Here is a 14,110-nt window from a genome sequence, read left to right as displayed (position 1 = left end):
CGCCTCGCCGCAACGCCTTGCGGTGTATCCGAGGGCGGAACGGGAGAATTGTGCTTCAGGTGCGCAGGGTGTGAATGAAATGCAGAAAGAATTTTGAGGGTTTTTGCGGAGTAATAGATAAGGCGTTGATTTATCGCGATTATTTCTTGCGTTTTGCCCTACCTCCTACCTCCTACCTCCTGCCTCCTGCTCACTGCTTCGATGCCTATTGTACGTAGACCTCACCCGAACACCGTAGCGCCCACCCCCCTCCGTCACCCCGGACTTGATCCGGGGTCCAGCAGGCGCGCGTCTGCGCGCCGGGAGACTTTTCTTCCGGCGGGCGCGTGGTTGGAGCCTCTCGCCTTGCAGACGCAAGGCGGCTGGATCCCGGATCAAGTCCGGGATGACGGGGAGAGGGGGTGCCTTGGCGACCCGGAAGGTGGATGCATTTGGTAATGACGAGAGTATTCCGTGGCGGTTGATTAAGGCAGAGGGTTATCCGGGTGCTTGAGAGAGAGGACGCGAGTACTCTTCAAAGCATACAGGGGTGATCGCGAAAGAGCGGTCCGGTCAGCAATTGGCGCGTCTGCGCTAGCTATTTTACCGCAGCGCCCGCCCCACCCTCCGTCACCCCGGACTTGATCCGGGGTCCAGCAGGCGCGTCTGCGCGCCGGGAGATGTCTTCGTACGACCGCCCCGTGGTTGGAGTCCTCTTGCCTTGCAGACGCAAGGCGGTTGGATCCCGGATCACGTCCGGGATGACGGGGAGAAGTGGTGCCTCAGGACGTCGACGGGAGGAAGTGCCGAGGTGGTTGATGGAGGGGCAAGTGTCCCGGTGGGACGGACGATAGGAGACCGGGTGGCAGGTCGGGAATAGAGATGGGCCGTGAAGACCCGGAAGGTGGATGCCTTTGGTAATAACGAGAGTATTCCGTGGCGGTTGATTGAGGCAGAGAATTATCCGGGTGCTTGGGAGAGAGGACGCGGGTACTCTTCAAAGCATACAGGGGTGATTGCGAAAAAGCGGTTCGGTCAGCAATTGGCGCGTCTGCGCTAGCTATTTTGCCGCAGCACCAACCCCACCCTCCGTCACCCCGGACTTGATCCGGGGTCCAGCAGGCGCGCGTCTGCGCGCCGGGTGACGTCTTCGTACGACCGCCCCGTGGTTGGAGTCCTCTTGCCTTGCAGACGCAAGGCGGCTGGATCCCGGATCAAGTCCGGGATGACGGGGAGAAGTGGTGCCTCAAGATGCCGACGGAAGGAAGTTGCCGGGTGGGAGGAAAGGGGGTGCCTCAGGATGCCGAAGAGAGGACGTGCCACGGGTGGACGAGAGGATGTGCCATGGGTGACGAAAGCTGGTGTGACGGTCTGAGACCTATCCCCGGGCTGCAGGTCAGCCGGATATGGGGCGACGGGCGTGGATGGCGTAGCGGTGCTGGATGCCGCGGGCGGTGGCCTTGAGGATGTTCCAGTTTTTCGCCTGCGTCTTGTGGATTTCGCGCAGGTCCGTATCGATCACCACGTCTACGAAACCCGCTTCCCGCAGAAGGGCGGCGACGGCTTCGGCGCGGGCGCCTTTCGAGAAATAGACGCGTGACAGGATGCTGTTGTGCGTTCCGGCCATGTCGGACGGCATATGGACCGGTTCCGGCTTCAGGACACCCATTTTCAACAGCTTATCCGCCAGCTTTTTCAGCAGCTTTTCAGCGAGGCTGACATTCACGAAATCACCATCGACGATGAGGACGCTGCCGCCGGGCTTGAGCACCCGCAGCCACTCCTGAAAGGCTGCTTTCGGATCTACCAGCGTCCAGACCAGATGGCGGTTGATGATGACGTCATGGGCCGCATCCGGCTCCATGGTATTTTCGGCATCGCCCATGCGAAAGGTGATGGAGCGATTGCGATGCTTTGCCTTGGCCTTGGCCCGCTCCAGCATGGGTTCAGCCCAGTCGAGCCCCGTGACGCGATAGCCGAGATCATCCATGACATGCGAAATGACGCCAGTGCCGCTGGCAAGATCCAGAGCGCTTCTGCCTTCCCCACGGCCAAGGTGTTTTTCAACGAGACGGTGCCAGGCTGCCCGTTCTTCTTCGGAAAAAATCTCGTGGCCGGGAGAAAGATCGAAAGTGGCGGCGCGCGCCGACCAATATGCCTTGATTTCATCCCGAAGACCAAAGTTGGTCCCGTAACTATCCGCACCGCCCATGACGTCCAACCTTCACGACTGCCAGTTTTGAAAAGCTCTAAAAGATAAAACTTGACTACGTCAATCATAAATCCTTAAAGCGCAGTCAGTTTTACTGGAGAACAATTTCGATGCGCATTAGAGGCAAATCCGCCATTCTTGCAATGGGTCTTTTCGTTTCCACTGTTTTGCCAGCGCTTGCCGACAAGGTCACCATCAAGGATGTGACGGGCCGCGACGTTGAGGTAAACGTGCCGGTCAAGCACGTCATTCTGGGCGAAGGCCGACAGATCTACTTCCTCGCGGCGCTCGACAAGAGCAACCCGTTCGAGCATGTGGTTGGCTGGCGCGACGATCTGGCCAAGGCAGACCCGGAAACCTATCAGGCCTATCTTGCCAAGTACCCCGACATTGCAAAGCTGCCGACATTCGGCGGGATGAAGGACGGCACTTTCGATATCGAGCAGGCCGTTTCGCTGAAGCCTGACGTGATCCTGATGAACATCGACGCCAAGACAGCGACCGAGGAAGCCGGTTACATCGAAAAGCTCGGCAAGGTCGGCATTCCGCTCGTCTATGTCGACTTCCGCGAAAAGCCAATGGAAAACACCGAGCCGAGCATGCGCGTGATGGGCAAGCTGATGGGCCGGGAAGATGTGGCGGAAGACTTCATCAAATTCCGCGCCGACAACATCAAGAAAGTCACCGACATCCTCGACAAGGAAAAGCCGAAGAAGCCGGTTGTCTTCGTTGAGCGCGCAGGCGGCTATTCGGACGATTGCTGCATGTCCTTCGGCAATGAAAACTTCGGCAAGATGGTCGAGATTGCCGGTGGCATCAACATGGCCAAGGACATCATTCCCGGCACCTTCGGCACCGTCAACCCGGAGCAGGTGATCGCTTCCAACCCGGACCAGATCATCATCACCGGCGGCAAGTGGGATGCCTATGTGCCCGGCGGTAACTGGGTGGGCGTGGGCTATGGCGCAGACCTGAAGGAAGCACACCGCAAGCTGGAAAACCTGACGAAGCGCCCTGCTTTCACCGGCGTCAAGGCTGTGGCCGATGGCAATGTCCACGCCATCTGGCACCAGTTCTACAACAACCCCTACCAGTTCGTCGCCATCCAGGAAATTGCCAAGTGGCTGCATCCTGACCTGTTCAAGGATCTGGACCCGCAGGCGACCTTCAAGGAACTGCATTCCCGCTTCCTGCCGCTGGAATACAAGGATGGCTACTTCGTATCGCTAAAGAACGACAGCTAAGGCGCGAAGGCCGCGCCGGTGCAACAGTTGGCGGAGCCGAACCGAAGGCTCCGTCACCACTCCAGAGGATCGAAAGGACCACCATGTCGCTCAGCCCGTTCAAGCGGATCGCCGCTCTCATGCTTGCGCTTGTTTCAGCGCCCGCATTTTCAGCCGAAATAACCGATTCCGCCGGGCGCAAGGTGGAGATCGACGCGCCCGCAAAGCGGGTCATCGTCGGTGAGGCGCGGCAGATCCACGTGATTGCGGCGCTGAAGAACGACACGACATTCGACACCATCGTCGGCTGGCGCGATGACGTGATCACCAAGGACCCCGACAGCTACCAGGCCTATCTGGAGCGCTTCCCGCAGATCGCGAAGCTGCCGAAGTTCGGCTATCTGCCACAGGGGGATTTCAGTCTGGAGCAGGCCATTTCCCTGTCGCCCGATGTGATTACGCTCAACCTTGAAGTGGAAAAGACGGCCAAGGAAAGCGGCTTTGAGGAAAAGGCCGCGGCAGCGGGCATCAAGGTCGTCTATGTCGATTTTCGCCTCAACCCGGACAAGAACAGCGAAAACTCTATCCGAAATCTCGGCGTTATCTTCGGTGCCGAAAAGAAGGCCGAAGAGTTCATCGCCTACCGCCGCGACCAGATTGCGCTGGTGACGGACAAGCTTGCTGCCACCAAGGACCTCAAGCGTCCCAACGTCTTCATCGAGCGGGCGCCGGGAATTTCCGGCGAGAACACCTGCTGCCGCACCTTCGGTCCGGTCAACTTCGGCGCCATGGTGGAACAGGCCGGTGGCCACAACATTGCAGCCGATGTCATCAAGACCACCTTCGGCGATCTCAATCCTGAGCAGTTGCTGGTGGCAAACCCTGAGCATGTGATCGTAACAGGATCCAACTGGGCGGCGGAGTCGGACATCAACCAGTTCGTGCCGGTTGGACGCGGGGCAGACATGGCGATTGCACGCGAGCGCCTTGCCAAGCTGATGACACGCACACCCTTTACCGAGCTGGACGCCGTCAAGAAGGGCAACGCCCATGCGGTCTGGCACCAGTTCTACGGTGCGCCTTACGAGTTCGTTCCCATTCAGCAATTTGCAAAGTGGTTCCACCCCGAACTCTTTGCGGATCTGGACCCGGAAAAGAATTTTGACGAATTCCACAAAAAATTCCTGCCGGTGAGCTATAAGCCCGGATATTTCGTATCGCTTGAAAAAGGTTCCAACTGATGGCCACGCTGGTGGAAACTGAGATCAAGGCAACGGGGCGCGAGCAATATCGCGCCCTTGCCGCGCGCCGCATCCTGATCCTGATCGGCCTTGTTGTGGCCCTGTGTCTCAGCATCGCGACCGACATGGCGCTCGGACCGGCGCGCTATTCCCTGTCTGAAGTGATTGGAGCGATCATGGATCCGGCGGCGGTGGCAAACCAGTTGCGCGTCGTGATCTGGGATATCCGTATGCCGATCGCGCTGATGGCGGTGACGGTTGGCGCATCGCTGTCGGTGGCCGGTGCGCAGATGCAGACGATCCTTTCCAACCCGCTTGCCAGCCCCTTCACGCTCGGCATTTCCGCTGCCGCGAGCTTCGGTGCGGCGCTCGCCCTTGTCGGCGGCGTTGCGATTTTCCCAGGTGCCGTCGAATATATGGTGCCGATCAACGCATTCCTGATGGCGATGCTGGCGGCGATGTTCATTCACTTCGCCTCGACGATGCGCGGCGTTTCCGTCGAAACCATCGTTCTGCTTGGTATTGCACTCGTTTTCACCTTCAACGCCGCCCTTTCTCTGCTGGAATATCTGGCTTCCGAACAGGCGCTTGCCGCCGTGGTATTCTGGACCATGGGCAGCCTGACCAAGGCGACGTGGCCGAAGGTCTATGTGACAGCCGCCATTCTGGTGCTGACCGTGCCGCTGTTCATGAAAAATGCCTGGGCGCTGACGGCGCTGCGGCTGGGCGATGACAAGGCCGCCAGCATGGGCGTGAATGTGCGCCGCCTGCGGCTGCAGACCATGCTGACAGTGAGCCTTCTGGCCGCAATTCCGGTTTCCTTCGTCGGCACCATCGGTTTCATCGGCCTTGTCGGACCGCACATTGCCCGCATGGTCGTTGGCGAGGACCAGCGGTTCTTCCTGCCCGGCTCGGTCATTTGCGGAGCCTTGCTGCTGTCCGTCACCTCGGTTGTGAGCAAGGTCCTGATCCCCGGTGCCATTCTGCCGATTGGCGTCATCACCGCGCTGGTGGGCGTGCCCTTCTTCTTTGTCCTCATTTTCTCCAACAGGAGACGCGCATGGTAGCCCTTGCCCTTCAGGATGTCGGTGCACAATACGGGCGCACCACCGTTCTTGCCAATGTGACCATGGACATGCTGGAAGCCGGGAGCGTGACGGCAGTCATCGGCCCCAACGCAGCCGGAAAATCCACGCTGTTCAAACGCATTGCCGGTCTTATCAAGGGCCCCGGCGTCGTAACGCTTTCGCAGACCGAACAGGGTCCGCGCACCATCTGTTACATGCCGCAGGACACCGGCGCCAATGCCGTGCTGACCGTTTACGAATCCATTCTGCTTTCGGCAAAGCAGGGCAGCGGCTGGAAAGTCCATGACGACGAACTGGCCGAAATCGATGCGATCTTGAAGGCGCTGAACATCCACAACCTTGCCTTCCGGGGGCTTGGCGAACTTTCCGGCGGCCAGCGGCAGCTGGTATCGCTGGCGCAGGCGCTGGTGCGCAAGCCGGAAGTGCTTTTGATGGACGAGCCGACATCGGCGCTTGACCTGCACCGGCAGGTGGAAGTGCTCGACTTCATTACCCAGCTTGCCCGCCGCAACGGCATGATCGTGCTGATTGCCCTGCACGACCTGAACCACGCCCTGCGCTATTGCGAGCACACGATTGTCATTTCGAATGGCGAAATGGTTGTGAGCGGCCAGACCGGGACCGTGATTACACCGGACATGCTGCGCGACATCTACAAGGTGGATGCCCGCATTGAAATGTGCTCGCGCGGACAACCCTTCGTTCTCGTGGATGGCACGGCCTGAGGCCAGTACGTCGCACACCTATTCAACAAAGACCCTGACGCTGGTGGCTCTGCCATCTGCGTCGATGACGGTAAGAGTGGAAAAGCCCTGCCCTTCCGGCACCCATTCGCTGCTGCGGCGGCGGGTTGGCTGTGGCAAGGGCTTGCCATTGGCCAGCCAGTGAAACGGCGCACGTCCGCCCTGCAACTTCAAAACCAAGGGCGCCAGCGCGCCATCCTGGCTGGACAGTTCGATGCGGGCACCCTCCGGCGGATAGACGATCTGCGGCGACGGCTCACGCCGCGAGGCTGACAAAAGCCCACCCGATGTGACGCTGAAACGGCGCTGGTTTGCGGGCAGGTCCCGATAGGCAAGCCGGGAGACGCCCGGCGGTGGCGGCTGAAACGGCGTGATGGCGACACCTGATCTGGCAAAGGCTTCAAACAGGATGGGGGCTGCGGAGGCATAGCCGGCAAGACCCGGAACGGAGCCATTATCGGCACGCCCGGCCCACACGCCAATGACATGACGTCCATCAAAGCCGACCGACCATGCATCACGATAACCGTAACTCGTGCCCGTCTTGTAAGCGATGCCGCGTTGTTTCATGCCGAGCGGCGGCAGAACGCCGGAGAGGACATCGGTAACATTCCAGATTGCCGCCCTTGAAAACAGCAGATCGACATCCAGCCTCGCGGGGCGTGCCCGCACTCCATCTCCCAGTTGCACCGGCTGCCCACCATGGGCAAGAGCGGCATAGAGCTGGACGAGATCCACCAGCGACAGGCCGACGCCGCCAAGCGCAATGGCAAGCCCCGGCGCTTCTGCCTTTGGCAACACCATCTGCACCGAGGCACGGCGGAAGCGCACCATAAGCGCGGCCGGGCTGACGGCATCCAGCAGGCGCACGGCGGGTACATTCAAGGACAGTTGCAGCGCCTGACGAATGGAGACATCGCCCTGATACTGCATGTCGAAATTTCGCGGCCTGTAGCCCGCAAAATCCGCCGGGCGGTCTTCAATAATGCTTTCCTGCGCAACGAGCCCATTTTCGAAGGCAAGGCCATAGATGAAGGGCTTTAACGTGGAGCCGGGAGAGCGTACCGCGCGGGACATATCCACCCAGCCCCGGCGAGCATGATCGAGAAAATCCGAGGAGCCGACATCCGCAATGATTTCACCGGTGGCGCTATCGGCCATGATGATGGCGACCGAGACCCTGTCCCCCAGCTTTTCGGCGGAATGCTGTGCGAGAGCTTCAAGCTCTCTTTGGACAGGCAGGCGAAGCGTCGTGCCGATGCTCAACGCGTTGGGAGACCTGACGCGGGCCGCCTGAGCCAGATGTGGTGCGAAAGACGGCAGGTCCAGCCGTTTTGCGGGAATGGCCGCTACAGAAGCGCGGGCGGCTTCACCCTGCCCCACGACCTGCGAGACGGCGAGGCGTTCCAAGACGCGCTGCCGGGCAAGCGTTGCAGCCTGCGGAAAACGATCCGGGCGGCGCTTCTCGGGCAATTGCGGCAGCGATACCAGAAGGGCGGCCTCTGCCGTTTCCAGCCGCCGGGGTTCCTTGCCGAACCATGCGAGGCTTGCCGCGCGCACCCCCTCAAGATTGCCGCCATAGGGCGCGATGTTGAGATAGAGCTCAAGGATCTGCTGCTTGCTGAGCCGCCGCTCTATCTGCCAAGCCCGTACCATCTGCAGAAGCTTGGCATTGAGCGAACGGTCCGCGCGCGGCTCTATCAGCCGTGCGACCTGCATGGACAGGGTGGATGCGCCCGACACGATGCGACCGTTCGTTAGCAACTGCCATGCGGCGCGACCCAGCGCCTGAAAATCCACGCCGCCATGATCGAAGAAGCGCTGGTCCTCATAGGCGACAAGCATTCGAACGAACTGCGGATCGACATCTGCAACCGAGGTCTTGAGCCGCCAGCGGCCCTGCGGCGTTGCGAAGGCACGAAGCAACCGGCCATCCGCATCCAGCACCTCCTGCGAAACGAGGCGGGCGTTGCGCAGTGGCGGAGGATAGGCACGGTCCAGCCGCTCAAGCCCATAGAGGACGGCTCCTGTCGCGACCGCGGCGACGACAAAGCCGCTGATGAACGCCCACCACCTGATCATTGCTGCGCCGCGCGGACCTCCATGCGACCGGTTGCAGTGCGCGCGGAAAATTGCGGCCGGTACATATCTTCCACCGTCGCTGCCGGATTGTCGTAGGTGCCGGGGGTGACGGCGCGCACGACATAGGCAAGGGTCATCTCGGACGCATCGCCTGCGGAACGGTCGAGAGCAGCTACGAAGCGGTCATAGCGGAATTCGGTATGGGCTGCCTGGGTTTCCGGTAACCAATCGAAATTGCTCAAGGCCGCGCTGTTGACGAGGCTTGGATTGTCGATTTCGAAGCCGGAGGGCAAGAGGTCCGTGACCATGATGCGCGATTGCCAGTCGTTTTTCGGCACGACGTTCAGGACGACGACGTAGCGTTCATTCTGCGTGGCTTCGCTGATATTCACCTCTTCTCCATCCATGGAGTAGTAGGTCTTCTGGATATCGAAGCCTTCGCCGCCTGCAGGCAATGGCTGGGCCGGTGGCGCGACCGTGGTGACGACCGCCGTCACCGTATCCTTCGAGGCATTGGTTATTTTGATGGGAGATTGCAGCAACTCGTCACCACTGACGCTTTTGCTATAGCCGCCCTGTTCCAGCGTGCCGTTGATATCCAGCCGCACATCCTTGTCTTCACCCTTCAGCGCGCGGGCGGCAAGCAGCATCCAGGCCTGTTCCTGGGTGCTGGTGTGGGGTTTGGCATCCCATGCCCTGGCCACGGTGCTGGCGAGTTGCGGAACGACCGCCGGTACCGGGCGGCTTTCTGCGGCAAGTGCGAGCGAGGCCGCGCCATCTCTCAAGGCCGAGCCATAATCTGCCCGTGCGAGACTGACCCTGGCGGTGGCAGCCGCCATGCTGAGCGATGCGCCGAAGACGGATTTCGAGCGCGCCGCATCTCCATAAAGAGACAGGGCGGATGCCAGCTGAGCCTTTGCCAAAGGTGTTGGAAAATCATTCAGCGCCGTATCGGCGTAATAGCGCAGATCATTGATGGCGGCCTTGCGATTGCGGGCGAGGACATACAGCGAATAGGCGATCTCGTTGCCGCGATCCTTGACGTTGCTGTCATAGGCCAGACCGTTTTGCAGATTGGTAAGCGCCTGCACCATGGCGGTTTCAGGAACGTCGAAGGATTGCTCGCGCGCCCGCGTCAGAAAATCGGTGATATAGGCGTCCAACCAGAGATCACCCTCTCCCGGAGCCCAGAGGCCGAAGCTGCCCGATGAGGACTGGAAGGACAGGACGCGGTAGATCGCATCCTGCACCCGCTTGCGGATATCTGGATCGTCAGCGCCGCCGCGCTGTTTCATGAGTTCGGAGACATAGAGCAGCGGCAGGGCGCGGCTTGTGGTCTGTTCCGCACAGCCATAGGGGTATTTGTCCAGCATCATGACCAGCCCGGGAACATCGAAGGCAGGCGAGCGCGTGACGTTAACAGCGACGGAGGAGCCGAGCAGCATACTGTCTGCCAGAAGATTTCCATCCACGGAAAGGCTGCTGTTGGGGGCGATCTGGATATTGCGCCTGACGGTGACAGGAAGGACGGCCGGGCGGACCGGAATGTTCAACACCTGTTGCAGGGACATTCCACTTGAATTGGCAAGCGTGATCGTTATTGCACCATTACCGGGGTTCTCGCCCGTCAGCGGCACGGTCAGAGATGTCTTGCCGCCCTTTTCCAGCGCAAGGCTTTGCGAGACTTCACCCTGATCGACCGTGAGCGCCATGTTGCTGGCGATGCCAAGCGTATAATCTCCCGCGGGGCCATCGGTATTGGCGATGTCGATCCGCATTTGCGAGACATCGCCGGGACTGAGGAACTTCGGAGCACTGGCCGTGACGACAAGTGGATCGCGGATGATGACATCCTGCTGGGCATGGCCGACACCGGTCTTGCTCCATGCCACTGCCATGACACGTGCGGTGCCGTTGAACTGGGGAATATCGAACCGGACGACAGCCTTGCCTTCGGCGTCCAGTTCGACCGGACCAGCAAAGAAGGCGACCAGTTTTTCCTTTGGCGGGCTGCCTTGCAAAGCCACCTGACCGCCATCCCCGCCGGTGCGCAGGCGCCCTGTGGCACCAAGCGAGCCATCGATCAGGCGTCCGTAGAGATCGCGGATTTCAAGGCCCAGACGTCGCTGGCCGAAATACCATTCGTCTGGCTTTGGCGCTTCGTAACGGGTGAGATTGAGAATGCCGACATCGACAGCGGCGACGGTGACATAGGCTTTCTCACCAACACCAGCCCCTGAGACCTGCAACGGAATTTCCAAAGCCTGACGCGGCAGGGTCTGTTTGGGAAGCGTGAGCGCAATGCCGAGCTTTCGCTCTGCCGGATCGACGCTCAGCCATTTGATGCCGATGGCTCGCATTGGCATACGGCTTTCCTGCGCATCGCCGGGGCGGAAAAGCGTGGCGGTGACATAGGAGCCCGCGCCCCATTCTTGCGTAACGGGAATTTCGACTTCACCGCCCTTGTCGCCAATCTCGACCGTCTGCACCGAAATCAGCTTTTCCGAACCCGATGTGACCATCAACTGCCCGGAATAGCGGGATGTGACCTGCAACCGGGCGGTCTCGCCGATCCTGTAGCTCTGCTTGTCGAGCGCGATTTCCAACGCATCCGGCGTTTCCGTGGAGCTTGCCGAAACAAACCAGCCAGCATCGAACTCGACGCTTGAGGTTGGGCCATTGGCCTGCGCGCTTTCGACTTCCAGCCGGTAGCGGCCCCATGCGGCGGGGACGGAAATCTCGCCGCCATTCTGATCGACCGACAGTGTGCCGGTCTCAACCTGCTTGGTGTAGACGACCGGCTCATAGCGCCAGGAATTGCCCTGACGGTACCATTGATAATTGCGCTCGACCTTGATCAGTTTCCATGTGAGGCCAGCCATGGGCTGTTTCGCACCGTCTGGCCCAAGGGCGATGACGTGGAAGCGGCCAATGGAATTTTCGGCCAGATCGCCGGAAAATTCCGGCTTTATGCCGATCATCGCGCCCTCGGATTTGACCGGCAGAGTCAGGGACCGCTCAACCGCACGGCCACCGGCCTCGCGCATTCTGACCGTGATATCGGCGGCCAGAAACTGGGTGGTGGAGGGCATGTCGGCAAGGGCGACATCAAACGTGGCCTTGCCGTTTTCATCCAGTGCCGGAAGCGCATCCAGCGTCGTGCGGCTTTCCTCTTCCGTTTCCTCATCGGCCAAGCCGAACATGTAGCCGTCGAAGCCATCACGGATGCGCGTCGGCTTCAGCGCGACCTCGCCCTCAAGCTCAAGCCCGGCAGCGGGCGCGCCATAGAGATAACGGCCATCGACCTCGATGGCCGTGTCGGCGGCAGGGTCGATCTCCTTTGCCTTGCTGGTGAGATCAAACTCGGTCCGATCAGGCACGAAATCATCGACGAGGAAGGATTTCTCGCTGATGGCAGCCGCTTTTGGATCGGTATGGACGCGCATGGTCCATGTGCCGCGCATGGCACTTTCCTGCAGGGAAAGATCGACCGTATGGCCACCCAATGCCTTGCCGTCGCTGACAAAGCGGCGATCCTCGACGCCATCGGGACGGGAGAAGATGAAGGTAAGCGGCAGGTTCTCCACCGCATTGCCCTCGATATCGCGCGCGAGAGCCGCTGCATGGACGATCTCACCGGCGCGGTAGATGCCGCGCTCCGTCCAGCTGAAGACATCGATGACACCGGGCGCGGCGCGGCCCGTCACGCCACGGTCTGACAGATCGAAACCGGCGCGCGTCATATCCAGAAAGACATAATCGCTATCGCCATTGCGCGCGGTGATGATGGCAGGCGCCTGACCGGCAGTACCGCGCATCAGCCCGGCAGAAAACGTCGCGCGGCCCTGCGCATCCGTGGTTGCTGTCGCAAGCACCTCATTGTTCTTGGCCAGGAGCTGAAGCGCCACACCTTCCAGCGGCTTGGCGCTGCTGAGCGCGCGGACGAAGACATTGAGTCCATCCGTTCCGGCATAGGTCGTGATGCCGGTATCCGACACGAGGAACCATTGCGTGGCGCGCGAGTCCCAATTATCTGGCGCGGTGCCGGGCGGCACGGCGGTCAGCACATAGATGCCCGGCTTGCGTTGCGGCAGGGCCTCATCCACCGGAAAGGACGTGACGACATCCTTGTTCAGCTCGTTCTGGATATCGATGCCGCCCTGCCAGACCAGTTCGCCGATCTCGTTTTCGATGCGATCCGTGCCGTAGCCATCCATCTGCGTGAGGAACTGCGAATTGGTCAGCAGCGCCGTGATGTTGCGGTCTCCGACCCGGTACAGCTTGAGATCGGCGTGATCTATGTTGACAGACACAAGTGGAATGCCGCGCCGCGCGGTGCCGGGCAGCACGAAATTTTCGCCCGTAAAGCGGACCGAACCGGACCTGTCGCGGACATAGATATCCAGATCGACCTGCTTTTCCAGCGGCTCATCAACCGAAGAGGGCAAGCCGGAGCGAAGCGCGATCTTGTAGCGCTGGCCATGCACAAGCCCTTCCACGCAGATTTCGCTTCCCTTTGCCTCAATGGCTTTCGGGGCCGCGCCATCCAGCGTGACGAAGGAGGAATAATCGACGCCCTGTTTGACCAGTGGTTCTGAAAACTGGATGCAGGCCCGTGGGCTGACACTATCCGTATCGACCGTATTGTTGGACACGCGGAAGCCCTGGCGAGTGCGCAGATCGACATAGGCCGCCCGCGTCTGTGCGTCATCCGACAAGGCGAGGCTTGCCTTATAGGCATTGATCGCCGCCCGGTAGCTCTGCGTCTTTTCAAATGCCTGTGCGAGCACATTGAGCGCGGTGGCTCGGGCGCCAAGGGTGCGGCTCAACTGATAGGCATTGAGAGCCGCGACCACCGCCTGCCCCCTGATCTCATAATCATTTTCAGCAGCCATGGCCACTTGTGCCATTTCCACCCAGATTGCACCATCATCGGGATTGAGTGCCAGGGCAGACTTGTAGCTCTCGACTGCCTTTGGAACATCACGGGCGGCGACGAACTGTTGTGCTTGCGCAAGGAAGGCCTCGACACCCTGCGCCTCATCACCCTCTGCCGACGACAGCCCGGATTTCAAGCGCCGTGCTTCGCGGTAAAGCGTGTCCTCCACGAAGGAAAGACGCTGTGGCGCGCCGATATCCGGCTCGCTTGCGACAGCCACGACCTTGCCGGCGATCGCTCCCGGGAAGGCGTTGAGCTGGTTGAAATCCGACTTCAGGAAGCACCATTTTACCTTGGGATTATAGGTAAAGGCCTTGCAGGAGGTGTCATTGAGGCAAATGGTTTCGCATTGGGGAAGGGAAACATTCTGTTCCGTGCGAAGATCGAAGCCGAAATAATCACCGTTCTGCGTGGTGACGATTTTTCGCGACGCCTCCTGCGAAAGCGCAGGCTGCGCGACGAGAGTGGCGGCAAAGACAAAAAGACTTCCTAGAACAGCACGCATCGACATCAGGCCCTCCCCGGTATGCATGACCGGGGGACTCTGGTCGGATTTCAAATCGAAAGTCAACGCAAAGGACTATGCTTTTAAGCCATCGCGCA

7 protein-coding genes are annotated in these 14,110 nt (G+C 60.3%); 4 read left to right on the top strand and 3 right to left on the bottom strand.

Features of this window, described 5'->3' with window-relative positions; genetic code table 11:
* Positions 1-1,375 precede the first annotated feature (1,375 nt).
* Positions 1,376-2,191, bottom strand: a complete 816-nt coding sequence (locus ASF69_RS20650; protein WP_062590174.1) for a class I SAM-dependent methyltransferase — start codon at positions 2,189-2,191, stop codon at positions 1,376-1,378.
* A gap of 110 nt (positions 2,192-2,301) precedes the next feature.
* On the opposite strand from ASF69_RS20650, the gene ASF69_RS20645 reads away from it, so the two are divergent.
* The 4 genes from ASF69_RS20645 to ASF69_RS20630 all read left to right on the top strand — a co-directional run bounded on the left by ASF69_RS20645 (position 2,302) and on the right by ASF69_RS20630 (position 6,468).
* Positions 2,302-3,435, top strand: coding sequence for an ABC transporter substrate-binding protein (locus ASF69_RS20645; RefSeq protein WP_062590173.1), 1,134 nt, complete (start codon positions 2,302-2,304; stop codon positions 3,433-3,435).
* Between the two features lie 83 nt (positions 3,436-3,518).
* Complete coding sequence (locus ASF69_RS20640; protein WP_062590170.1) at positions 3,519-4,655, top strand: ABC transporter substrate-binding protein; 1,137 nt, start codon at positions 3,519-3,521, stop codon at positions 4,653-4,655.
* Positions 4,655-5,722, top strand: a complete 1,068-nt coding sequence (locus ASF69_RS20635; protein WP_062590168.1) for an iron ABC transporter permease — start codon at positions 4,655-4,657, stop codon at positions 5,720-5,722. The genes ASF69_RS20640 and ASF69_RS20635 overlap by 1 nt, the downstream gene beginning before the upstream one ends.
* A complete protein-coding gene (locus ASF69_RS20630; protein WP_062590166.1) occupies positions 5,716-6,468 on the top strand; it encodes an ABC transporter ATP-binding protein in 753 nt (250 codons plus the stop codon). Before ASF69_RS20635 ends, ASF69_RS20630 begins: the two co-directional genes overlap by 7 nt.
* Positions 6,469-6,486: 18 nt before the next feature.
* Here ASF69_RS20630 and pbpC read toward each other — a convergent pair whose 3' ends face one another.
* Positions 6,487-8,568 carry a penicillin-binding protein 1C gene (gene pbpC / locus ASF69_RS20625; RefSeq protein WP_062590164.1) on the bottom strand — a complete coding sequence of 694 codons (2,082 nt, stop codon included), beginning with the start codon at positions 8,566-8,568 and terminating at the stop codon, positions 6,487-6,489.
* A complete protein-coding gene (locus ASF69_RS20620; RefSeq protein WP_062590213.1) occupies positions 8,565-14,018 on the bottom strand; it encodes an alpha-2-macroglobulin family protein in 5,454 nt (1,817 codons plus the stop codon). Before ASF69_RS20620 ends, pbpC begins: the two co-directional genes overlap by 4 nt.
* Between the last annotated feature and the right edge of the window lie 92 nt (positions 14,019-14,110).

It is taken from the genome of Rhizobium sp. Leaf311 (assembly GCF_001423445.1).
Classification (GTDB): Bacteria; Pseudomonadota; Alphaproteobacteria; order Rhizobiales; family Rhizobiaceae; genus Agrobacterium.
The sequence above is the reverse complement of the archived record's forward strand: the minus strand, read 5'-3'. Positions and strand labels throughout refer to the sequence as shown.